At 65.3% G+C, this 20,079-nt stretch carries 23 protein-coding genes; 9 read left to right on the forward strand and 14 right to left on the reverse strand.

Features of this window, described 5'->3' with window-relative positions:
* Genes ccoS through ccoG form a run of 4 tightly spaced genes read right to left on the reverse strand, consistent with a single transcriptional unit; the run spans window position 1 to window position 4,255 of the window.
* The gene (ccoS, locus tag P0645_RS14035) at window positions 1-159 is read right to left on the reverse strand and encodes a cbb3-type cytochrome oxidase assembly protein CcoS (protein WP_284165212.1); all 159 of its coding nucleotides are present in this window, start codon (window positions 157-159) and stop codon (window positions 1-3) included.
* A gap of 9 nt (window positions 160-168) precedes the next feature.
* Window positions 169-2,358 carry a heavy metal translocating P-type ATPase gene (locus tag P0645_RS14040; RefSeq protein WP_284165213.1) on the reverse strand — a complete coding sequence of 730 codons (2,190 nt, stop codon included), beginning with the start codon at window positions 2,356-2,358 and terminating at the stop codon, window positions 169-171.
* 3 nt (window positions 2,359-2,361) lie between these two features.
* Entirely contained in the window at window positions 2,362-2,817 is a 456-nt protein-coding gene (locus P0645_RS14045) for a FixH family protein (RefSeq protein ID WP_284165214.1), read from the reverse strand.
* Between the two features lies 1 nt (window position 2,818).
* Window positions 2,819-4,255 (reverse strand): cytochrome c oxidase accessory protein CcoG, encoded by a 1,437-nt coding sequence (gene ccoG / locus P0645_RS14050; protein ID WP_284165215.1) that lies wholly within the window; start codon window positions 4,253-4,255, stop codon window positions 2,819-2,821.
* A 174-nt stretch (window positions 4,256-4,429) separates the two neighbouring features.
* Here ccoG and P0645_RS14055 point away from each other — a divergent pair, with 174 nt between their 5' ends.
* Together P0645_RS14055 and P0645_RS14060 are read left to right on the forward strand one after the other, a co-directional pair.
* Window positions 4,430-5,734, forward strand: coding sequence for an arylsulfotransferase family protein (locus tag P0645_RS14055; protein WP_284165216.1), 1,305 nt, complete (start codon window positions 4,430-4,432; stop codon window positions 5,732-5,734).
* Between the two features lie 89 nt (window positions 5,735-5,823).
* The gene (locus P0645_RS14060) at window positions 5,824-6,504 is read left to right on the forward strand and encodes a DUF2270 domain-containing protein (protein WP_284165217.1); all 681 of its coding nucleotides are present in this window, start codon (window positions 5,824-5,826) and stop codon (window positions 6,502-6,504) included.
* Between the two features lie 15 nt (window positions 6,505-6,519).
* Here the strand turns inward: P0645_RS14060 and P0645_RS14065 are convergent, their stop codons facing one another.
* Window positions 6,520-7,416 carry a LysR family transcriptional regulator gene (locus P0645_RS14065; RefSeq protein ID WP_284165218.1) on the reverse strand — a complete coding sequence of 299 codons (897 nt, stop codon included), beginning with the start codon at window positions 7,414-7,416 and terminating at the stop codon, window positions 6,520-6,522.
* Window positions 7,417-7,514: 98 nt separating this feature from the next.
* On the opposite strand from P0645_RS14065, the gene P0645_RS14070 reads away from it, so the two are divergent.
* On the forward strand, window positions 7,515-7,676 hold the full coding sequence (locus P0645_RS14070; protein ID WP_284165219.1) for a hypothetical protein: 162 nt from the start codon (window positions 7,515-7,517) through the stop codon (window positions 7,674-7,676).
* On the opposite strand, the gene P0645_RS14075 is transcribed toward P0645_RS14070, so the two are convergent.
* Window positions 7,673-8,236 carry an HD domain-containing protein gene (locus P0645_RS14075; RefSeq protein ID WP_284165220.1) on the reverse strand — a complete coding sequence of 188 codons (564 nt, stop codon included), beginning with the start codon at window positions 8,234-8,236 and terminating at the stop codon, window positions 7,673-7,675. The genes P0645_RS14070 and P0645_RS14075 overlap by 4 nt on opposite strands.
* A gap of 160 nt (window positions 8,237-8,396) precedes the next feature.
* Here P0645_RS14075 and P0645_RS14080 point away from each other — a divergent pair, with 160 nt between their 5' ends.
* The 3 genes from P0645_RS14080 to P0645_RS14090 all read left to right on the forward strand — a co-directional run bounded on the left by P0645_RS14080 (window position 8,397) and on the right by P0645_RS14090 (window position 11,442).
* Window positions 8,397-9,470: an acyltransferase family protein gene (locus P0645_RS14080; RefSeq protein ID WP_284165221.1), complete on the forward strand. Its 1,074-nt coding sequence runs from the start codon at window positions 8,397-8,399 to the stop codon at window positions 9,468-9,470.
* Between the two features lie 60 nt (window positions 9,471-9,530).
* Entirely contained in the window at window positions 9,531-10,931 is a 1,401-nt protein-coding gene (gene ahcY / locus P0645_RS14085; protein WP_284165222.1) for an adenosylhomocysteinase, read from the forward strand.
* 169 nt (window positions 10,932-11,100) lie between these two features.
* A complete protein-coding gene (locus tag P0645_RS14090; protein ID WP_284165223.1) occupies window positions 11,101-11,442 on the forward strand; it encodes a DUF2853 family protein in 342 nt (113 codons plus the stop codon).
* Window positions 11,443-11,654: 212 nt separating this feature from the next.
* Here P0645_RS14090 and P0645_RS14095 read toward each other — a convergent pair whose 3' ends face one another.
* From P0645_RS14095 to tsaD, 5 genes are all read right to left on the reverse strand, one after another.
* On the reverse strand, window positions 11,655-12,050 hold the full coding sequence (locus tag P0645_RS14095) for a DUF1761 domain-containing protein (RefSeq protein ID WP_284165224.1): 396 nt from the start codon (window positions 12,048-12,050) through the stop codon (window positions 11,655-11,657).
* Between the two features lie 66 nt (window positions 12,051-12,116).
* Complete coding sequence (locus tag P0645_RS14100) at window positions 12,117-12,536, reverse strand: EVE domain-containing protein (RefSeq protein WP_284165225.1); 420 nt, start codon at window positions 12,534-12,536, stop codon at window positions 12,117-12,119.
* Entirely contained in the window at window positions 12,536-12,805 is a 270-nt protein-coding gene (locus tag P0645_RS14105) for a YciI family protein (RefSeq protein WP_284165390.1), read from the reverse strand. Before P0645_RS14105 ends, P0645_RS14100 begins: the two co-directional genes overlap by 1 nt.
* 2 nt (window positions 12,806-12,807) lie before the next feature.
* Window positions 12,808-13,773, reverse strand: a complete 966-nt coding sequence (locus P0645_RS14110; protein WP_284165226.1) for an NAD(P)H-dependent glycerol-3-phosphate dehydrogenase — start codon at window positions 13,771-13,773, stop codon at window positions 12,808-12,810.
* A complete protein-coding gene (tsaD, locus tag P0645_RS14115) occupies window positions 13,770-14,864 on the reverse strand; it encodes a tRNA (adenosine(37)-N6)-threonylcarbamoyltransferase complex transferase subunit TsaD (protein WP_284165227.1) in 1,095 nt (364 codons plus the stop codon). The genes P0645_RS14110 and tsaD overlap by 4 nt, the downstream gene beginning before the upstream one ends.
* Before the next feature lie 92 nt (window positions 14,865-14,956).
* Here tsaD and P0645_RS14120 point away from each other — a divergent pair, with 92 nt between their 5' ends.
* The 3 genes from P0645_RS14120 (at window position 14,957) to P0645_RS14130 (ending at window position 18,334) form a co-directional block, all read left to right on the forward strand.
* Entirely contained in the window at window positions 14,957-15,682 is a 726-nt protein-coding gene (locus tag P0645_RS14120) for a uroporphyrinogen-III synthase (protein WP_284165228.1), read from the forward strand.
* Between the two features lie 64 nt (window positions 15,683-15,746).
* On the forward strand, window positions 15,747-16,847 hold the full coding sequence (locus P0645_RS14125) for a COG4223 family protein (protein WP_284165229.1): 1,101 nt from the start codon (window positions 15,747-15,749) through the stop codon (window positions 16,845-16,847).
* Complete coding sequence (locus P0645_RS14130; protein ID WP_284165230.1) at window positions 16,844-18,334, forward strand: heme biosynthesis protein HemY; 1,491 nt, start codon at window positions 16,844-16,846, stop codon at window positions 18,332-18,334. The genes P0645_RS14125 and P0645_RS14130 overlap by 4 nt, the downstream gene beginning before the upstream one ends.
* A 60-nt stretch (window positions 18,335-18,394) precedes the next feature.
* Here P0645_RS14130 and P0645_RS14135 read toward each other — a convergent pair whose 3' ends face one another.
* From P0645_RS14135 to P0645_RS14145, 3 genes are all read right to left on the reverse strand, one after another.
* On the reverse strand, window positions 18,395-18,709 hold the full coding sequence (locus P0645_RS14135) for an H-NS histone family protein (protein ID WP_267633066.1): 315 nt from the start codon (window positions 18,707-18,709) through the stop codon (window positions 18,395-18,397).
* Window positions 18,710-18,807: 98 nt separating this feature from the next.
* Complete coding sequence (locus P0645_RS14140) at window positions 18,808-19,359, reverse strand: ActR/PrrA/RegA family redox response regulator transcription factor (RefSeq protein ID WP_284165231.1); 552 nt, start codon at window positions 19,357-19,359, stop codon at window positions 18,808-18,810.
* Between the two features lie 55 nt (window positions 19,360-19,414).
* On the reverse strand, window positions 19,415-20,053 hold the full coding sequence (locus tag P0645_RS14145; protein ID WP_284165232.1) for an SCO family protein: 639 nt from the start codon (window positions 20,051-20,053) through the stop codon (window positions 19,415-19,417).
* Window positions 20,054-20,079: the final 26 nt, after the last annotated feature.

Below are 20,079 nucleotides of genomic sequence, written 5' to 3' on the forward strand. Positions count from 1 at the left end.
TCACGGCTTCGGTCTCTCGTCCCAGTCCTTGTTCAGGATGCGCTGCGCGTCGCCGTCCGGGTCATCATACTGGCGGGTCTTCAGCGACCAGAGGAAGGCCGCGAGCCCCAGGCCGCCCAAGAGAAGCGAGACCGGGATGAGGATGACGAGCATTTCCATCGCGGGCGCCTATTTCAGCCGCAGCGCGTTGAGCGTCACCAGGAGCGACGATGTCGACATGGCGAAAGCCGCGATCAGGGGCGTGGCGAAACCCGCCAGCGCCACGGGCACGGCGAGCGCGTTATAGCCGAGCGAAAGCGCGAAATTCTCCTTGATCCGCGCCCGCGCCCTGACGGCGATGGTGCGCGCCTCGGCGATGGGCGCCAGCGACTGGCCCAGCAGCACGATGTCGGACGCGGTGCGCGCGGCATCGAGTGCCGAGGCGGGCGAGACCGAGACATGGGCTGAGGCGAGCGCCACCGTATCGTTCAGCCCGTCGCCCACCATCAGCACATGCGCGCCCTTCGCCTTCTGCCCCTCGATATGGGCGGCCTTCTCGGCGGGCAGCATGCCGCTTTGCCATGTCTCGATCCCCAGCAAGCGGGCCAGCCCCGCCACCGGACCTTCCGCATCGCCAGAGAGGAGCGTCACGCCAAGGCCCGCCGCCTTCAGCGCCGCGACCGCCTCCTCGGCGCCCGGCCGCAGGCGGTCGGTGAAGATCAGGGCCTTGCGCGCCGCGCCGACGGCAAGATAGCTCGCGCTGCCCTCGGCCGCTTCCGCGCCGACCCAGGCCGCACGCCCTAGCCGCACGCGACCGCCCTGCCACAGGCCCTCGACCCCATAACCGGCGATTTCGCGCAGGTCGGTCACGACTGCCGGGCTGACATTGCGCGCTTTCAGACCCTCAGCCAGCGCGCGCGACAGGGGATGAGCGGACCCGTCCGCGAGAGCAAGCGCCACGCGCGCCTCCTCGCTGGTCAGGCTGTCGAGGTTCGCCGGTTCCGGCGCACCCATCGTCAGCGTGCCGGTCTTGTCGAAGACCACATGGCTCACTTCAGCCAGCCGCTCCAGCGCCGTACCGTCCTTGACCAGAAGCCCCTTGCGGAAAAGCCGCCCCGAGGCGGAGGTCACGACCGACGGCACCGCCAGCGCCAGGGCGCAGGGGCACGTGATGATCAGCACCGCCGAGGCGATGTTCAGCGCTAGCCGCATGTCATGGGTGCGGGTGATCCAGAAGAGGAACGCGCCGAGCGCCAGAAGATGAACCATCGGCGAATAGCGCCGCGCCATCCGGTCGGCGAGCGAGATATAGCGGTTCTTCGCGCTTTCCGCGACCGCCACCAGATCGGCGAGCCGATGAAGTGACGATGACGCACCCGCCGCCTGAACCCGCACCTGCAAGGGACCGGTGAGGTTGACCTCGCCCGCACTGACCAAGGCCCCGGTCTCCACCGCCACGGGCCGCGTTTCGCCGGTCAGGAGCGAGCGGTCGGTCTCGGACGCCCCCGCCTCCACCACGCCGTCGACGGGCATCCGCGCGCCGGGGCGCACGAGGACCAGATCGCCCGGCAGAACGTCTGCCACGGGCACCAGCCGCGCCTCGCCGTCGGCATCCAGCCGGATGGCACGCGGCACTTCCAGCGCCGCCAGCTCCTCTGCCGCAGACCGGGCCTGAGCGCGCGAGCGATAATCGAGATAGCGGCCGATCAGGAGGAAGAAGCACAGAGATACGCCCGCGTCGAAATAGGCATGCTCGCCGCCCATGACCGTCTCGTAAAGCGACACGGCGGACGACAGGATCAGTGCGAGCGAGATCGGCACGTCCATTCCCAGCCGCCGTGCCCGGATCGAGGCGAGGGCGGAGGCGAAGAAGGGCTGGCCCGCGAAGACGAGCGTCGGCAGGGCGATCATCGCGCTGATCCAGTGGAAAAGATCGCGTGTCGCATCCTCGGCCCCCGACCAGACAGCGACCGACAGAAGCATGATGTTCATCATGGCGAAACCGGCGACGCCCAGACGCATCAGAAGGTCTCGCCCGCGCCTTTCGCTGTCGGTCGTGGTCAGAAGGCCGGGATCAAGCTCGAACGCCGGTTGGCCGACCTCTTCCAGCACCGAGATCAACCGCTCGGGCAGAACCTCGGGCGCGGCCACAACCGAGACCCGGCGGCGGGTCAGGTTGACGCGCGCCGACAGGACGCCCGGCTCTGCCGCAAGCCGCCGCTCGATCGCGGCCATCGCCATGCCGTCCTTCGCCTCCGGTATCGACAGGACAATTCCTTCGGAAGCCGCCCGCATCCGCGACTGCACCAGCATCTCGGTCGCGGGCAGCGCGACACAGGCGGGGCAAGCCGACAGGGAAAGGGGTTCGGCAAGGCTCATGGCCTAGCCTTTCACATAAAGATCAAGCCGCTGGTGAAACCGCGTGCCATCCTCGGCCCGCGCCTCCAAGAGCACCATCCAGCGGCCCTGACCCAGATCGACCGGCGCGCGGAAGTCACCATCACGAAAGGTAAAGGCGGGGCGCTTGTCTTCCGCCGCCTCTGTCGTCCGGCCAATCAGCGCGCTGATGTCCTTTGCCCGGACCGGCTGGCCCGCGCGGTCGCGGAAGGACAGGATCAGCTCGCCCCCCTCATACCGGTAGCCAAGCGTCCAGCCGAGCCTTTCCTGCGCCGCGCGCTCTGCCTCGAACGTCTGCGAGGCGACATAGGAATTCTGTACCTCAAGCCCCGGAAACGTGCCGACCGCCTTCACCGCCATGAAGACATTCACGCCGATGATGACGGCGAAGGCCCCGGCGGTGATGGCAAAGACCTTCCGTCCTGTGAGTTCGCGCGCCATCTCACTCTCCCTTGCCGTGGAAGACCGTGTCGGCGCTGACCCGGTCGGTGGCCTCTGTCAGATCGACGACCCAGAAGCGCATCTCCAGCAGCCCGCCCTCGGCCGCCTTCGACCCGGGCGCGGCGGTGACATAGATGCGCTGGGTCAGGGTGCCGTCTGCGGGGACGTTCACCACCGTATTGTCGCGCCCTTCGAGCGAAATCTCCAGCGCCTCCTCGGCCGTCACCGATATGTGGAAAGGACGCTCCTCGCCATGCTTGTTGTGAAGGCGCACCTCGTAGGTATTGCGGATCGTGCCGTCCTTCAGCGTGACGTAGAGGGGATTGCGAACCGGCGTGACATTGAGGCCGATGGGCGAACGCAGGAACAGAGCCACGATCATCGCCACGCCGACCGAGGCCCACAGTGCTGTGTAGAGCAGGGTGCGCGGCCGGAAGATATGTTTCCAGATATTGCGCGCCGTGCCGCCCGCGCGTTCGAGCGTTTCATCCTTCAGCGCCATATAGTCGATCAGGCCGCGCGGCTTGCCGATCCGGTCCATCACCTCGTCGCAGGCGTCGATGCACAAGGCACAGGTGATGCATTCCAGCTGCTGGCCCTTGCGGATGTCGATCCCCATCGGGCAGACGTTCACGCAGGCCATGCAGTCGATGCAGTCGCCCTGCTTCTCAACTTCTGGATCATCGGGTTTCCTGAGCTTGCCGCGCGGCTCACCCCGCCATTCGCGATAGGCGACGACCAGCGTATCTTCGTCCATCATCGCCGCCTGGATGCGGGGCCAGGGACAGGCATAGATGCAGATCTGTTCGCGTGCGAAGCCGCCGAAGAAGAAGGTGGTGAAGGTCAGGAGGCCCATCGTGACATAGGCGACCGGATGGGCCGTGCCGTCCAGAAGGTTCCAGAAGAGCGTCGGCGCATCGGTGAAATAGAAAATCCACGCCCCGCCGGTCGCGAGCCCGATCAGGAACCAGACCACCCACTTGATCGCGCGAAGCCGGATTTTCTGCGCGTTCCATTTCTGATGGTACAGCCGGACGCGGGCATTGCGGTCGCCCTCGATCCAGCGTTCGACAAGGATGTAAAGATCGGTCCAGACCGTCTGCGGGCAGGCGTAGCCGCACCAGACCCGGCCCAGCGCGGAGGTAAAGAGAAACAGGCCAAGCCCCGCCATGATCAGCAGGCCCGCAACGAAATAGAACTCGTCGGGCCAGATCTCGATCATGAAGAAGAAGAAGCGCCGGTTCGCCAGATCGACCAGCACCGCCTGATCGGGCAGCGAAGGTCCGCGATCCCATCTGAGCCAGGGCGTGATGTAATAGATCCCCAGCGTCACCGCCATGATGATCCATTTCAGATTGCGGAACGTGCCTTTGACCCGGCGCGGAAACACCGGTTCATGCACCGCATAAAGCGATGGAGGGCTGTCGTTGGCGCTCATTCGGGCCGCCTGTTCACTGTTCGCGTCCTGTTGCTTATGCGGAGAAGGGTGCCGCCGGGCTTTGATGTAGGTCAACAATCGTTCGCGCGTGAGCCGTCAAATCGCCGCAGACTTGGTTAGACGGGCGGCTTGGGGTTAACTGGGACAGGTGCGAATGGGCTGCGGGGAGGAACCGTGTCGGAACCGAACAGCGGAAAGGCGTGGATCATTCCCGCGATTGGCGCCCTGTTTCTTGCCTTCGCGGGCGGGCTCGGGCTGGGCGTCACCGGCAAGCCGCCCGCCGGTCTCCTGAAGAATGCCATCTCGGGCGCCTCCGAGGTTTACAGCTATTCGCGCGATGCACTCCTTGCCCGGCCGTCCCAGCATATCGTCGATCGTCCGCGCGACGGCTTCCACGATGGCGCGGGTGTCACGCTGTCGCTGCCCGACGAAATGCAGCCCGGTGTCACCTTCGTCGCTGGCCTTTTCGGGCAGGTGCTGGGTTTCCGGCTTTATGCCGCCGACGGCACTCTTTTGAAGGAATGGCCGACCGATTTCTTCAAGATCGCCCCCGACGAGATGAAGCACCGCTATCACGCGCTGATCCACGGCGATTTCCTTTTTCCGAACGGCGATGTTCTGGCCAATCTCGACGGGCGCGGGCTTGTCCGCTTCGATGCCTGCGGCGAGATCAGATGGCGCAATCATGACCGGAGCCATCACGCGATCTTCGTCGATGACAAGGGTGACATCTGGACGCCGATCGGCGCCGATCCGGTCCGCGAACTCAGGATCGCGCCGATGCCATTCGCCTTCGACCATCTGGCCCGTTTCGACCCTGACACCGGCGCCAAGCTTGAGGAGATCAATCTCCTCGACGCGCTTCTGAAAGGGCCGGGTCCGGGGTTGGTGCAAGCCGACTTCGCCCATCTCGACGATGTCCTGCACATCAACGATGTCGAGGTCCTGTCCGACGCGCTTGCCCCCGCCTTTCCGATGTTCAAGGCAGGCGATGTGCTCGTCTCCAGCCGCAACCTCTCGCAGCTCTGGGTGATCGACCGCGAGAGCCATGCCGTGAAATGGTGGTTCGCCGGACCGCTTCGTTCGCAGCACGACGCCGATTTCCGCCCCGACGGCACGATCTCGGCGCTCGACAACCGGCCCGCGGGCGTGGCGCGGGCATCGAACAATCACCTGGGTGGACTTGGTGGCTCACGCATATTGCTCATCGATCCCGCAAGCGGCGCCAGCCGCGTGGCTTATCAGTCCGACGCGCGGAACATTTTCTACACGCCCTTCCGTGGCAAGCAGGAGCTGGAGCCGAACGGCAACCTTCTGATCACAGAGACCGACGGCGGGAGGGTGTTCGAGGTAACGCCTGACGGCAAGCCGGTCTGGCAGTTCGTGAACGAATGGGACCCCGAAAGACTCGGTTGGGTGATGGGCGCGGGCCGCTATCCGCCCGATTATGCGAAGATCGCCGAAATTTCCTGCGATTGAGACTTGCCACGAGGGTTCGGCGGGCGCCTGATAGAACCAAGACGCGCCGGTCCCTTCCAGGGTCCGCGAAGGCGCGCGAGGGAGGGGCCATGTCGGAAAAACGCCGCGCGAGCGATGCGAACGAATTTTCCGCCGCCGAGATCGGCGCGCTTGCGCATCTGTATCGGGGCGAGGTCTACCGCTCCACCATCTGGCGGACGCGGCTCGACACGACCACCAACTGGTCGGTGGTCACGCTCGGCGTGGCTTTGTCGATCACCTATTCCTCGCCCGGCGCCTCGCCCTTGCCGCTGGTGCTGGTCGGCATCCTGATCATGCTCTTCCTCGCGCTCGAGGCGCGGCGTTACCGCTATTTCAGCGTCTGGCGCGCCCGTTCGCGCTGGCTGGAGCGGAATTTCTACGTGCCGATGCTGCAGGACGGCGATCTGCATACCGAGATGAACTGGCAGCGCATCCTCGCCGATGACTATGCCCACCCTCGCTATCACGTTTCCTATCTGGTGGCGGTCGCGCGGCGGGTTCGGTCGAACTACCTCTGGATCCTCCTGATCCAGACCCTGGCCTATTGCGGCAAGATCACTGTCCATCCGGTGCCGGTGCAAAGCTTCGCGGGCTTCGTGAACCGCGCCGATATCGGCCCGATACCGGGCGAGGTCGTGTTGGCCGGAGGGCTGATCTATGTCGTCAGCTGGATCGGGCTTGCGATATGGATCACCCGGGTCGATGCGCGCCGCATCCGCCAAAGGGGCGGCACGCCCGAGATGGGGTGACCTGCAAGCCGGGCGTCATGACGGCCCGCCCTGCGCTTGCGCGCGCAGCCATTTGATGAAAGTCCGCTTTGCAACCGTCAGCGGCCCCGGCGCTGTCACGATGAAATAGCCGCTGTGGGTATCGTTGCAGTCGTCCAGCAGCAGACGCAGGCGACCCTCGGCTATGTCCTGTTCGACGATGGCCGAGCTGGCCACGAACAGGCCAAGCCCGGCGCGACCCGCGGCCAGCATCAGTTCCTCGGTCAGGAAATAGCTCTTGGCGCTGCCCGACAAGTCCACGCCGCTGCAGGCCAGCCATTGCTCCGTTTCCGGCCAGCCCTGTTCCAGCACCCACGGCAGGTCCTTCAGGTCCCCGGGTGAAGGGTCAGCGCGGCCTTGCAACAGGCTTTCGGCGCCGACCGCCATCATCCGCGCCGAGGTCAGGAACTCTGCCTCGACGCCGGGCCAGTGCCCGAGCCCGTAACGGATCGCGACATCGATGCCTTCGCGCCGGAGGTCGACGACATCCTGTTCGGCCCGCAGCGTCAGGGTGATGTCGGGATGGCGCATCCAGAAATCGCGCAGGCGTGGCATCAGCCAGCGTTCGGCGAAGATCGGCGTCGTGGTCACCGAGAGCGCATTCGGCTTCTGCCGCGCCCTGAGCGCCATCAGCGCCGTCTGCATTTCGGCGAACCCCCGGTTGGCGGCGGCGGCCAGTTCCTGCGCCTCGTCCGAGAAGACCAGCTGGCGGCCCTCGCGATGGACAAGCGGGCGACCGAGGAACTCCTCCAGCCCGCGAACCTGCTGGGCGATCGCGGCATGGGTGACGTTCAGCGCCCGCGCGGCGGCGCTGTAGCCGCCAAGGCGCACGGCCGCTTCAAGCGCGCGCAGGGCAGAGAGCGGCGGGAAATTCAGCCAGTCGATCTGCGACATATGTTAGTTTTCCTAACATACAGGAAATCCAATTGATTGGGAGTTTTCTTCAATGGCGCGTAGTTTTCAATCAGAAACTTCGACGAATGGAGAAGAAAATGTTGAACATACTCGCCGATACCCTCTATGTCGCCACCTTCCAGGATCTGCCCCATCGCAAGGCGGATTGGCCCGAGGAACGGCGCGCGCGCCAGATACTCGAAGCGCGCGAGCCTCGCCGCCGCCGCCGCTGGCTTTCCTTCGCGGGGATCCTTGGCTAGGCCGCCCCGAGAAGATCGCTGTGACGCGCGACGAAGGCGGCGCGCACCTCGGCCGGCGGCCGCAGCCGGATGTCGATTGCCGGAAGATCCTGATGCGGAGGACGGCCGAAGAACCGGTCGGCCTCCGCCCGCGTGAAGCCCGCGATCTGCACCGCCTCGGCCCAGGCCGAAATCCGGTCGGCGCGCTTGATCTCTTTCTTGATCGCGACGGGCAGGCTCGCGGGCAGGCCGAAACGCAGATGGACCGCCGCCGTCAGCCGTTCGTCCAGAAGCCCGTAGCCCGGCCCGACGGCGGCCTTCACCGGGCTGATCATGTCGCCGATCACATATTCCGGCGCATCATGCAAAAGCGCCGCCAATTGCCAGCGCGCGCCGATGCCGGGATTGAGGCGCGAAAATATCTCCTCGACCAGCAGCGAATGTTCGGCGACCGAATAGGGCCAGTCGCCGACCGTCTGCCCGTTCCAGCGCGCGACGAAGGCCAGCCCATGGGCAATATCGGCGATCTCGATATCCATGGGCGTCGGGTCCAGAAGGTCCAGCCGCCGCCCCGACAGCATTCTCTGCCATGCACGCTTATTGGCCACAGTTCACCCGAAACCGCACGACCCGCGCGGCGGCCGCTTGACCGGCCGGGGTTCGTGGATGTTGCTCTGAACCGTTCCTTACGAGTGCCGGGACGGGTTCGTCAATCAAACGGCTGTGCGGAGCCCCAGCAGCGTGACCCGGGACGAGAGCATTCAGATCGAACTTGTGCGCGTGATCTGCATCACCTGCATGATGTGGGTCCATGTCACGCCGGGTCTTGCCGTGGCGTCTTACATCAGCGACGGGCCGGGCGCTGCCGCCGGGGTTTTCTTCGGTGAGACGCTCGGCAGGGTCAGTGTCACGACTCTGAGTTTCGTGTCGGGCTATCTCTTCTGGTCCACCGGCGTCACCAAGCCCTTGCCCGATATCGCGCGCCGCCTCGGCTTTTCGATCCTGCTGCCCATGCTGGTCTGGAGCGCGATCTTCCTCGTGATGGCCTGGCTGCGCGGCCGGATCGGCGCGCCGTCGAACGCGGTGGCGCTGGTCGGCGAGGGCTGGATTGGCTGGCTCAACGGCTGGACCGGCCTTGCCGGGCGCACCGCCAACCAGTCGCTGTTCTTTGTGCGCGACCTGATCGCGGCGACGCTGATGCTGCGGCTCATGGCGCCACTCGTCCGGATGTCGCCGGTGCTGAGCGTCCTGATCGCGATCGGGGTGAACTTTCTGCCCCACACGGAACCGCTGTTGTTCCGGCCCCAGATTTTTACGTTCATGGTTCTGGGTGCCGCCTGCGCCCGAAGCGGCTGGACGATCGCGCGCCTTGCCGAACCGCGCTTCTCCCTCGTCTGGGGGTTCGGCTTCAGCATCGCCGCAACCTTGCTCTACCACCTCTATCCGGGCCGCGGTTTCCCGTTCGAGATCATCCATGACCTTCTGCGCCGCGCGGGTATCGGCTGCCTGATCGTCGCCATCGCCTATGCGCTGGTCGAAAATCCGACCGCCCGAAGCGTCGCAGAATGGGGGCGGCACAGCTATCTTGCCTATCTGTCGCACGCTTGCGTCATCGGGGTTTTCTGGCTGCCCTGGTCGCGGATCGCCGGGTCGGAACATGACCCGTCCTACCTTCTCTTCTTCCTTGCCATGCCGCCATTGTGCATGGTGCTGGCCGTTCAGGCCGGGCAACTGGTCGACCGGTTGCCGCCGTTTCTACAAATCGCGCTTCGCGGGCGGATATTTCGGGCAAATTCACCCAGCCCACAGGGTTGATTGCTCCGAGGGGAAGGGAATGCTATCTGACCGCAAATCTTGATTGAGGAGCACGGCCTGATGGCTCAGGACTATATCGTCAAAGACATTTCGCTTGCCGCCTTCGGCCGCAAGGAACTCGACATCGCGGAAACCGAAATGCCGGGCCTGATGGCCCTGCGCGAGGAATATGGCGCGGCCCAGCCGCTGAAGGGCGCGAAGATCGCCGGATCGCTGCACATGACGATCCAGACCGCCGTGCTGATCGAAACGCTGACCGCGCTTGGCGCCGACGTGCGCTGGGCCTCGTGCAACATCTTCTCGACCCAGGACCATGCCGCAGCGGCCATCGCCGCCTCCGGCACGCCGGTCTTCGCGATCAAGGGCGAAACGCTGGCGGAATACTGGGAATATACAGACAAGATCTTCCAGTTCGGCGGCGAAGGCGGCACCTGCAACATGATCCTCGACGATGGCGGGGATGCGACGCTCTACATCCTGATGGGCGCCCGCGTCGAAGCCGGTGAGAAAGACCTTATCGAGGTTCCGACCTCGGAAGAAGAGGTCTGCCTCTTCAACCAGATCAAGAAGCGTCTGGCGGCAAGCCCCGGCTGGTTCACCAAGCAGCGCGCCGCGATCAAGGGCGTGTCGGAAGAAACCACGACCGGCGTTCACCGCCTGTATGATCTGCACAAGAAAGGTCTTCTGCCCTTCCCCACGATCAACGTGAACGATTCTGTCACCAAGTCGAAATTCGACAATAAGTACGGCTGCAAGGAATCGCTGGTCGACGGTATCCGCCGCGCCACCGACACGATGATGGCGGGCAAGGTCGCGGTCGTCTGCGGCTATGGCGACGTGGGCAAGGGCTCTGCCGCCTCGCTGCGGGGTGCCGGGGCCCGCGTGAAGGTGACCGAGATCGACCCGATCTGCGCGCTGCAGGCGGCGATGGACGGCTATGAGGTCACGCTTCTGGAAGATGAGGTCGCCAGCGCCGACATCTTCATCACCACGACCGGCAACAAGGACGTGATCCGCATCGAGCATATGCGCGCGATGAAGAACATGGCCATCGTCGGCAACATCGGCCATTTCGACAATGAAATTCAGGTGGCCGCGCTGAAGAACCACAAATGGACCAACGTCAAGGATCAGGTCGACATGATCGAGATGCCGTCGGGCAACAAGATCATCCTCCTGTCCGAGGGCCGGCTCTTGAACCTTGGCAATGCCACGGGCCATCCGTCCTTCGTGATGTCGGCCTCCTTCACCAACCAGGTGCTGGCGCAGATCGAACTTTGGACCAAGGGCAAGGACTATGCCCCTGGCGTCTATATCCTGCCCAAGCACCTCGACGAAAAGGTCGCGCGCCTGCACCTCAAGCGCATCGGCGTGAAGCTGACCGAGCTGCGCAAGGACCAGGCCGACTATATCGGCGTGACTGTCGAGGGCCCGTTCAAGTCGGACCATTATCGCTACTGACCTTCCGGAAAGGTCTGGAGAAGGGGCGGTTTTCCGCCCCTTTTTCCTTTTGGGGTGAAAAAAGCCCGATCTTTCACTTTGCCAAGAAGGCGGAACCGACCGTAAGCTTTCGCCCGGGCGGCGGCGGCCGTCTTGAAGATCAACATAAATCGGAACGGGTGGATGTAAGATGGGAAAGAGAGATGAACTGATCGCCAAATATGCGGACGATCTGAAGAACAAATGCAAGATGACCCCAGACATGGATCTTCTGACCAAGGTCACGATCGGCTGCGGTCCGGCGATCTACAGCGCCGATTCCGAAACCGTCGCGGCAAGCCAGTCGTCCGAGCTTGAGCTGGTGAAGACCAATTTCCTCATCAAGAAGCTCGGCCTCAAGGACGGGCCGGAGTTGATGGCGGCGATCAATGCCGTGATCGAAACCTATGGCAAGTCCGAGCGCAACAAGTACCGCCCGGTGATCTACTACATGCTGACCAAGCATTTCGGCAAAGAGAAAGTTTACAAGTAATATCGCGTTCCCTTTCCGTATTTCCTAACGGAAAGTTTATGTAACCCGCTGTTTCTCTTGAAATTTTAGACACTCTGCCCTTGCGGGGGCAGGGTGATGCGGGGTATGTTTCCCTTGTCAGGCCAGGATGGCCGAGACCCGGATTTCACGTGGTGCAGGGGTGCACTCGGGTGGAAAGGGTCCCGGCCAGCGGCGCCGGGACCCTTTTTCTTTCAGAACAGCATCAGGATGGCGCCCATGATCGCGCAGGCGATCGTCGCATTGGCGCCGTCGATCAGCGTCAGCTTCGACGTGCGCATCGCAAACGCATAGTTCATCGCCAGGAACGGCATGACGAAGAAAGCGCCGATTCCCAGGCCCGCGAGAATGCCCTTGCCGACCGTATCGATGCCCGCCATCGCGAAAATGTGCCGCATCATGCCGGCGACCACGACCATCGCCAGAAAGCCGGTGACATAGGGCATCGGGCTCGACCCGTTCGCGGGCCGTCCGTCCGGCCCGGCCTGAACGCCGGAGGCCGCCATCCAGGCCTTGCTGAGGCTCATGTACCAGACCGCACCGAAGACATAGGCGCCGACCGCCGCCGCCAGCACATTGAGAAGTTCCATCGCGTCCTCCCTCGGTTCACGCGGGCGGGAGGATGGCCTGCAACCGCCGCGCGGCCAAGCGAAATCTCAGGCCTCGATCCCGCCCAGCCCGCAGATGATGTGCCATTCCTCGTCCGTAACCGGCTGGACCGACAGGCGCATGTTGTTCACCAGCACCATCTGCGACAGACCCGGATGCGCCTTGCAATCCTCAAGCGTCACCGGCCGCGCGAAGGGTTTCACCGCGCGGATATGGACGCAGTCCCAGCGCGGATCATCGGTGGTGCTGTCGGGCGCGCTTTCCGCGCTGACCTCGACCACGCCGACGATCTCTTTCCCGATATTGGAATGGTAGAAAAAGCCGCGCTCGCCCACCTTCATCGCCCGCATGTTGTTGCGGGCCTGATAATTGCGCACGCCGTGCCATTCCTCGCCCGCGGCGCCCTTGGCGACCTGCTGGTCCCAGCTCCAGGTGTCGGGTTCGGATTTGAAAAGCCAGTAGGCCATCAGCCGATCACCTTCTTCCATTCGATGACCGCGACGCTGTCGAAAAGCCCTGCCTTGCCATAGGGATCGCCCGCCGCCCAGGCGTTCGCTGCCTCAAGACTGTCGGTCGTCAGGATCACCAGCGAACCGACCATCTGGCCACCGTCCAGAAACGGACCGGCCATCTCGACCACGCCGGTTTCCTCGATATAGGCAAGGTGGGCGGCGCGGTTGGCAAGGCGCAGCTCAAGCGCACCGGGCTTGTCGCGGCAGATCACGGCGAAACGCATCATCATTCCTTCTTCAACGGGCGCGCCATCAGCGCCGCCATAGCTTCCCCGACGCTTACGCGACCGTCAACCAGCGCCGCGACCATCGCAGTCACGGGTACGTCGATGCCGAGCTTTTGCGCCAATGCCAGCGCAGCTTTCGCCGTGGCCGCCCCCTCGACGGTGGTTCGCGTGTCAAAGGCGGTTCCGGCGCCGAGCGCCCGGCCATAGCGGAAGTTCCGCGACTGATCCGAGGTGCAGGTCAGGATCAGGTCGCCAAGCCCGGACAGACCCATCAAAGTTTCGCCCCGTGCCCCCAGCCGTTCGGCCAGCCGCACGATCTCGGCAAAGCCGCGCGTCATCAGGGCGGCGCGCGCGCTATCGCCCAGCCCCGCGCCCGCGATCACCCCCGCCGCAATGGCGATGACGTTCTTCAGGGCGCCGCCCAGTTCCGCCCCGGTCACGTCGGTCGTGCGGTAGAGCCTCAGGACCGGGGTCGAAAGCTGGTCCTGCAACGCCGCGCCCCGCACCTCATCGGCGCAGGCGAGCGTCAGCGCGGTGGGCAGGCCGCGCGCAATGTCGGCGGCAAAGCTCGGCCCGGTCAGGACGGCGGGGTGGCTGCCCGCGAAGCGCTCGGCCAGTATCGCGGTCGGCCCGCGCAGGCTCGTCAGGTCGATCCCCTTGGCGCAGGCCACCAGCGCGCGTCCGGCAAGTGCATCTCGATGGCGGCCCACGAAGCCCGCGAGCGACTGCATCGGAACTGCCAACAGCAGGGTATCCGCGGCGCGAAAATCGGCGATTTCAGCAGAAACAGACACTGTTTCTGGTATTTTCACCCCCGGCAGGCGGCCCGCGTTTTCGCGCCCGGCTTTCATCGCCGCCGCCTGGCCCTCATTCCGCGCCCAGAGGCCCACGCTTTCACCGCCCCGCGCCAGCGCCACCGCCAGGGCCGTGCCGAAGGCCCCCGCCCCCAGAACCGCGATCCTCATGCCTTCGCCCCCTTCTTGCCGGACCCGAGCATCGCGGGCGCGCTGTCATCGAGCGGCCAGCGCGGACGGGCCGTGATCTCGCCCGCGGGACGCTGGCCAATTCGGTGCAGTTCGATCCCCGCCCAGGCGATCATCGCCGCATTGTCGGTGCACAGCGACAAGGGCGGCGCCGTGAAGCGGACGCCGAGGCCCGCGCACAGATCGGTCAGCCACATGCGGATCGCCCCATTGGCGGCGACGCCGCCCGCAACCGCGAAAGCGGGCTGGGCGGGTTGTTCGGCCAGATAGACCGCCAGCGCCCGGCGGGATTTTTCGGTCAGGACCGCCGCGACAGCCGTCTGAAAACCGGCGCACAGGTCGGCGCGGTCCTGAAGGGTCAGTCCGCCCTTGTCGGCCACGATCGCATCGCGGGCGCGCAGGATCGCGGTCTTGAGGCCGGAAAAGGACATGTCACACCCCGGCCGGTCCAGCAGCGGGCGCGGAAAGACATAGCGGCCCTGGTCGCCGCGCGAGGCTTCCGCCTCGACCAGTGGTCCGCCCGGCTGGCCAAGGCCCAGAAGCTTTGCCACCTTGTCGAACGCCTCGCCCGGCGCATCGTCGATCGTGCCGCCGAGGCGCGTGAACTGGTCCGGCGCCCGGACGATCAGAAACTGACAATGCCCGCCCGAAACCAGAAGCATCAGATAAGGAAAGGCCAGCCCGTCGGTCAGGCGCGGGGTTAATGCGTGGCCCGCGAGATGGTTGACCGGCAGAAGCGGCAGGCCAGACCCGGCGGCAAGCCCGCGCGCGAACATCACGCCCGACATCACCCCGCCGATCAGCCCCGGCCCGGCCGTCACCGCGATCCCGTCCAGATCCGCCAGTCTCACGCCCGCCGCTTCCAGCGCCTCGGCGGTTACCAGATCCAGCCGCTCGGCATGCGCGCGCGCCGCGATCTCAGGCACCACGCCGCCGAAATCGGCATGAAGCGCGGTCTGGCCCTGCACGACCGACGCCAGAACCGCACCACGGTCATCCTCAAGGCGCACGACAGCCGCCGCGGTATCGTCGCAGCTGCTTTCGATGCCGAGATATGTCAGCGTCTCTGCCATGGCTCCATCGTTGCAAGCCGGTCCCCCGGCAGGTAACACCGGGGCGGCGATCCGACAATGCCGAACCATCGCGCAATGGATGACCCACTAGGATGACAGAGCGGCCACGCCCGACAGTGCTGCTGACCCGGCCCGAAGCCGCCTCGCGCCGCTTCGCTGCGGCCTTCCGCGCGCGGTTCGGGGCGGATTGGCCCGTGGTGATCGCGCCTTTGATGAATGTTCGCTACCTGTCGCCCAGGATCGACCTGAGCGCCATAGACGGTGTGATCTTCACCTCCGAGACCGCGGTCGAGGCCTTCTGCCGGATCAGCCCCGCACGCGATCTGCCCGCCTGGTGTGTAGGCAAACGCACGGCCGAGGTTGCTGTCAAACATGGCTTCGACGCGCACCCGGGCCCCGGCGATGCCCAGCGCCTTGCCGCCGTCCTGCGCAAGGAAGCCGCCGGTCGGCGGCTGCTCTGGCCACATGGTCGCGAGCGGGCGGTCGATCTGCCGGAATTGCTGGTTTCTGCCGGAATAGAGACGATTTCTGTGGAAACCTACTGTCAGGACCCCGTCCCGCTTTCGGCGGAGGCACAGGCACTGCTCGCCGCCGACCGACCGGTGCTTGTTCCCATTTTCTCGCCCCGTTCGGCGCGGCTTTTCCTTGCGGCTGCCGGGGGGCACAGGGCACCGCTCCGGCTCGCGGCACTCAGCCCGGCCATCGCCGCAGAACTGGTCGAGGCGGAGGGTGCAACGATCTGCGTTGCAGCGCGACCCGACGGCGAAAGCCTGCTCGCCTGTCTGGCTGCGACTTTGGGAACGGCGCCGGAAGGTTGAGGCGGCGGCCCGGGGTCACTAGATTGGTCCTTGAGAAGATTCTGTCTGGTCCGGAGGGGGCGACATGGCGCGACGAGGCAAAGCCGGTGCATCCCAGGACGAAGGCCTGGCGCAAGCCCAGGAAAACGGGCCTGAGGCTCTGGCAGACGAACCCGTCGCGCTGGCCATGCCGGGCGCCGACGAGACGGTTGAGCCGGAGCCGCAGGCAAAGCCGCCGGAGCCGCAGGCAGAGGCGGCGCCTCAAGCCCCGCGCCGCCCGCGTTTTTGGCCCCTGGCGCTTGGCGGCGCGGTCGCTGCGGCCCTCGGGGCAGGTGGCACGATCGCTGTTCTTAGGGCCAATCCCGGCCTCATGCCGCCGCCTAGCACCGCCGGGCTGGAGCAACGCCTGTCGGATCAGGACAAGCGGCTTTCGGACCTTGCCAGCAAACTCGCCGCCGCCCCAGCCGACGCGCCTGCGGCCACCATAGACGTCCAGCCGCTGATCGACCCGCTGACCGCACGCCTTGATCAGCTGGAGAGCGCGCTTGCCGATCTGCAGGCCCGCCTTGCGGCAGTGGAAAGCCGTCCGGTTGCAGCTCCTGGCGAAACCAGCGCCGCGACGAGCGAAGCGGTTGCCGCCGCGAAAGCGGCAGAGGCGGAGGCCGCGCGCCTCAGGCAGGAAGCCGAGGTGATCGCCCGCAAGGCCGCCATCGGCTCCGCACTTGGTCAGATCGATGCGGGTCTTGAAAGCGGCGCAGCGCTTGCGCCGTCGCTCAAGGCGCTCAGCGATCTGGGTATTGCAATCCCCGAGGCGCTCGCCGCCGTCGATCAGGGGGCGCCGACGCTCGCTGCGCTGCGCGACAGCTTCCCGGCAGCGGCGCGCGATGCCCTGTCCCTTTCGCTTGCCGCCCTGCCGAAGGGCAGCACCTGGGATCGCGTCTCTGCCTTCCTGCGCAGCCAGACCGGCGCCCGGTCGCTGTCGCCGCGCGCAGGCGATGATCCTGACGCGATCCTCAGCCGGGCCGAGGCAGCACTTGGTGCGGGCGACCTGATGGCGGCGGTTGCCGAAATATCCGCTCTGCCGGAAGCCGGGCAGGCGCGGATGAGCGAGTGGGTCGGGCTCGCGACGAGACGGTCCGAGGCGCTGAAGGCCGCTGCCACCCTCAGGGCGGAGGTCGGCCAATGATCTGGTCCTTCGCAAAGATCGCGATCTTCGTTGCGCTTGTCGCCGGGCTGACGCTGACGGCAGGCTATTTCGCCGATCAGGGCGGCGGCATCCGCATTGCGGTTGCCCATCAGGAATTCACGCTTGGCCCGGTGCAGTCGGTCGTCGGCATCCTGCTGGCGCTGCTGGCACTGTGGCTCACGCTCAAGATCATCGGCTTCGCGCTTGCCATCCTGCGCTTCATCAATGGCGATGAAACCGCGATCAGCCGCTATTTCGACCGCAACCGCGAACGCAAGGGCTATGAGGCGCTGACCGAGGGCATGATGGCCCTGGCGGCGGGCGACGGGACGGCGGCGCTCTCCCACGCCGCGCGGGCGGGCAAGTACCTCGACCGGCCGGCGCTGACCAACCTCCTTACCGCCCAGGCGGCGGAGACGGCGGGCGACGGGCGCAAGGCGACCGAGGCCTACAAGCGGCTTCTGGCGGACGACCGGACCCGGTTCGCCGGGGTGCGCGGCCTTCTGAAACAGAAGCTGGCCGAGGGGGACCGCGCGACAGCGCTGAAGCTGGCCGAGAAGGCCTTCCTGATGCGGCCGTCGAGCCCCGAGGTGCAGGATGCGCTGTTCGATCTGCAGGCAGAAAGCGGCGACTGGGCGGGCGCGCGCAAGGTTCTGGGCGCGAAGCTGAAACACGGTCACCTGCCCAAGGATGTCCACCGCCGCCGCGATGCGATCCTGGCGCTGCAGGAGGCGCGGGCGGTCTTCGAGGATGACCTGCCGGTCGAGGCGCGCGAGGCTGCGATTGCGGCGAACAAGCAGTCGCCCGATCTCATCCCGGCAGCCGTACTGGCAGCCCACGGCTATCAGGCCCAGGGCAAGGCCAAGTATGCCGTGCGCATCCTGAAGAAGGCCTGGGAGGTTCAACCGCACCCCGACCTCGCCGCAGCCTTTGCGGCGCTGGAGCCGACCGAGACCCCTCGCGAGCGGCTGAAACGGTTCGACCAGCTTTTCTCTGCCAGTCCCGAGCACGAGGAAACCCGTCTGCTGAAGGCAGAGCTGAACATCGCGGCCGAAGAATTTCCGGCGGCGCGCCGGGCGCTTGGCGATCTGCCCGAACGCCATCCGACCACGCGCGCCCTGACGATCATGGCGGCGATCGAACGCGGCGAGGGCGAAGAGGATGCGGTGGTGCGCGGCTGGCTGACCCGCGCGCTGTCGGCAAGCCGGGGGCCGCAATGGATCTGCGACAAGTGCCAGCATGTGAATGCCGTCTGGTCACCCACTTGCGACAATTGCGGCAGCTTCGACACCCTGTCCTGGCGTGAACAGTCGCAGACCCCCTCGGGGCCAACCGCAACCGATCTCTTGCCGCTGGTTGTCGGCGGAGCAGCCGCCGCTGAACCTGCCGCGCCAGCCGATCCGCCGGACGCGGCGGCAGAGCCGCAGACCGGCGCTGTCTATGAGGCGGAGTTCATCGAGGAAAACGGGCCGCGCAGCAGTCGCTGACACGGCGCGTTTTCTCTGGTTCCACGCCCGGGCACGCCAGGGGGCACCCGGTCGAAAGGATCAGATAAGAAGATCGTCCAGCTTCTTGCCGGCCTTCAGCGCCGCCTCGACCCAGCGCGGCTTGCGGCCACGACCGGTCCAGGTTTCCGACTTGTCGGCCGGGTTGGCATATTTTGCCTTCGCGGGCTTGCGCTTGCGGACCGGCGCGGCGGCCATAAGCTCGCTCAGCGAAAACCCAAGCGCGGCCGCCTTTTCTTCCAGCGCCGACAGGGCTTCCTGTTTCTTGCGCGCCTCGAACGAGGAAATAGCCTTTTCGACCTGAGAGCGAAGATCCTTCAGCTCTTTCAGCGACATCGCGTCGAGATTGATTTTCATATGCCTGTCCTGTTTTTGGTTCCCCAGAATAAACAGCACAAAACACCAAAGGCCACAAGCCCGTATTGGGCTGGCTTTTAGTGCAGGCCGGGCAATTCTTATTTAGGGCTGCGCTTGGCCAATATTCGCTGAAGCGTGCGGCGGTGCATGCTTAATCGCCGCGCGGTTTCCGATACATTCCGGTCGCACAATTCATAGACGCGCTGGATATGTTCCCAACGAACCCGGTCAGCCGACATCGGGTTTTCCGGCGGCGGCGGCGCTTCGCCGCGCGACAGAAGCGCATTGGTAATATCGTTGGCATCGGCGGGTTTCGACAGATAATCGGTCGCGCCGAACTTTACCGCCGCAACTGCCGTTGCGATCGCGCCATATCCGGTCAGCACGACGATGCGGCAGGCGGGGCGGCTCGCGCGCAGCGCCTCGACGACCTCAAGCCCGTTGCCGTCCTCAAGCCTGAGATCGACGACCGCATAGGCGGGCGGGCGGCTTGAAGCGACGGCCTTTCCGGCGGCGACGCTTTCGGCGGTTTCGGGCAGGAAGCCACGCTTTTCCATGGCGCGCGCGAGCCGGGCAACGAAGGGCGCATCGTCATCGACAAGCAGAAGCGTCCGGTCCGGCCCAAGCTCGGCCATATCAATATCCGCCATCACAATCCTCGCGCATTTTCTTGGGACGGAACCCTAGACAAGGCTGGCGGCAGGGTCAATTTTCCGACTGCGCCGCATCCATGAAACAGGCTGTGCGCTCGGCGACCTGATCGGCCGTCTCATCCCGGCTGAAGAATTCGACGAACCCGTACCCGGGCAGCATGAGATAGGTCTGGGTCATGTGGTCGACCAGATAGCTGTCGTCGGCAGGCGCATCGGGCACCTTGTAATAGGTCTTGTAGTCATTCGCGACGGCCTTGATTTCATCCTCGCTGCCGGTCAGGCCGATCATGCGCGGATGCAGATAATCGGTCCATTCCTTCAACACCTCTGGCGTATCGCGGCGCGGATCGACCGAAATGAAGACCGGCGTCACCTCATGGCCGTTCTCCTCGAGAATATCGACAGCCTCGGCATTGCGGGCGCTGTCGGTCGGGCAGACGTCGGGGCAATAGGTATAACCGAAATAGACGAGCGCCGGTTTCGCCAGCACCTCCTTGTCTGTAACGCGGCTGCCGTTTTCATCCGTCAGGGTGAATGCACCGCCGATCGCGCCCGACCCGCCGATAACATTCGTCGCCCGGCAGCTCGCAAAACCGTCCAGCTCCTGCTTCCGGGTCAGGCTGTAGGTTGCGACAAGCGCGATCACCACGGTCGCGGTCGCCGCGATTGCCAGTCTGCCCGATGCCGCCATGATCACACCATCCCGTTGCGCTTTTC

The sequence above is a fragment of the Frigidibacter sp. SD6-1 genome (assembly GCF_030143255.1).
Lineage (GTDB): Bacteria > Pseudomonadota > Alphaproteobacteria > Rhodobacterales > Rhodobacteraceae > TMP-24.

Excerpts from the sequence above, each read along its gene's own strand:
- P0645_RS14045 (WP_284165214.1), bottom strand. The coding sequence starts at position 2,817 with ATGGCGCGCGAACTCACAGGACGGAAGGTCTTTGCCATCACCGCCGGG.
- ccoS (WP_284165212.1), bottom strand. The coding sequence starts at position 159 with ATGGAAATGCTCGTCATCCTCATCCCGGTCTCGCTTCTCTTGGGCGGC.
- P0645_RS14125 (WP_284165229.1), top strand. The coding sequence starts at position 15,747 with ATGGCGCGACGAGGCAAAGCCGGTGCATCCCAGGACGAAGGCCTGGCG.
- P0645_RS14095 (WP_284165224.1), bottom strand. The coding sequence starts at position 12,050 with ATGGAACTTCTCAATGTGCTGGCGGCGGCGGTCGGCGCCTATGTCTTC.
- P0645_RS14040 (WP_284165213.1), bottom strand. The coding sequence starts at position 2,358 with ATGAGCCTTGCCGAACCCCTTTCCCTGTCGGCTTGCCCCGCCTGTGTC.
- P0645_RS14075 (WP_284165220.1), bottom strand. The coding sequence starts at position 8,236 with ATGCTGTCGGGGCGGCGGCTGGACCTTCTGGACCCGACGCCCATGGAT.
- P0645_RS14105 (WP_284165390.1), bottom strand. The coding sequence starts at position 12,805 with ATGCGTTTCGCCGTGATCTGCCGCGACAAGCCCGGTGCGCTTGAGCTG.
- P0645_RS14090 (WP_284165223.1), top strand. The coding sequence starts at position 11,101 with ATGGGAAAGAGAGATGAACTGATCGCCAAATATGCGGACGATCTGAAG.
- ccoG (WP_284165215.1), bottom strand. The coding sequence starts at position 4,255 with ATGAGCGCCAACGACAGCCCTCCATCGCTTTATGCGGTGCATGAACCG.
- P0645_RS14065 (WP_284165218.1), bottom strand. The coding sequence starts at position 7,416 with ATGTCGCAGATCGACTGGCTGAATTTCCCGCCGCTCTCTGCCCTGCGC.
- P0645_RS14145 (WP_284165232.1), bottom strand. The coding sequence starts at position 20,053 with ATGGCGGCATCGGGCAGACTGGCAATCGCGGCGACCGCGACCGTGGTG.
- P0645_RS14100 (WP_284165225.1), bottom strand. The coding sequence starts at position 12,536 with ATGGCCTACTGGCTTTTCAAATCCGAACCCGACACCTGGAGCTGGGAC.
- P0645_RS14110 (WP_284165226.1), bottom strand. The coding sequence starts at position 13,773 with ATGAGGATCGCGGTTCTGGGGGCGGGGGCCTTCGGCACGGCCCTGGCG.
- P0645_RS14070 (WP_284165219.1), top strand. The coding sequence starts at position 7,515 with ATGTTGAACATACTCGCCGATACCCTCTATGTCGCCACCTTCCAGGAT.
- tsaD (WP_284165227.1), bottom strand. The coding sequence starts at position 14,864 with ATGGCAGAGACGCTGACATATCTCGGCATCGAAAGCAGCTGCGACGAT.
- P0645_RS14130 (WP_284165230.1), top strand. The coding sequence starts at position 16,844 with ATGATCTGGTCCTTCGCAAAGATCGCGATCTTCGTTGCGCTTGTCGCC.
- P0645_RS14120 (WP_284165228.1), top strand. The coding sequence starts at position 14,957 with ATGACAGAGCGGCCACGCCCGACAGTGCTGCTGACCCGGCCCGAAGCC.
- P0645_RS14140 (WP_284165231.1), bottom strand. The coding sequence starts at position 19,359 with ATGGCGGATATTGATATGGCCGAGCTTGGGCCGGACCGGACGCTTCTG.
- ahcY (WP_284165222.1), top strand. The coding sequence starts at position 9,531 with ATGGCTCAGGACTATATCGTCAAAGACATTTCGCTTGCCGCCTTCGGC.
- P0645_RS14060 (WP_284165217.1), top strand. The coding sequence starts at position 5,824 with ATGTCGGAAAAACGCCGCGCGAGCGATGCGAACGAATTTTCCGCCGCC.
- P0645_RS14135 (WP_267633066.1), bottom strand. The coding sequence starts at position 18,709 with ATGAAAATCAATCTCGACGCGATGTCGCTGAAAGAGCTGAAGGATCTT.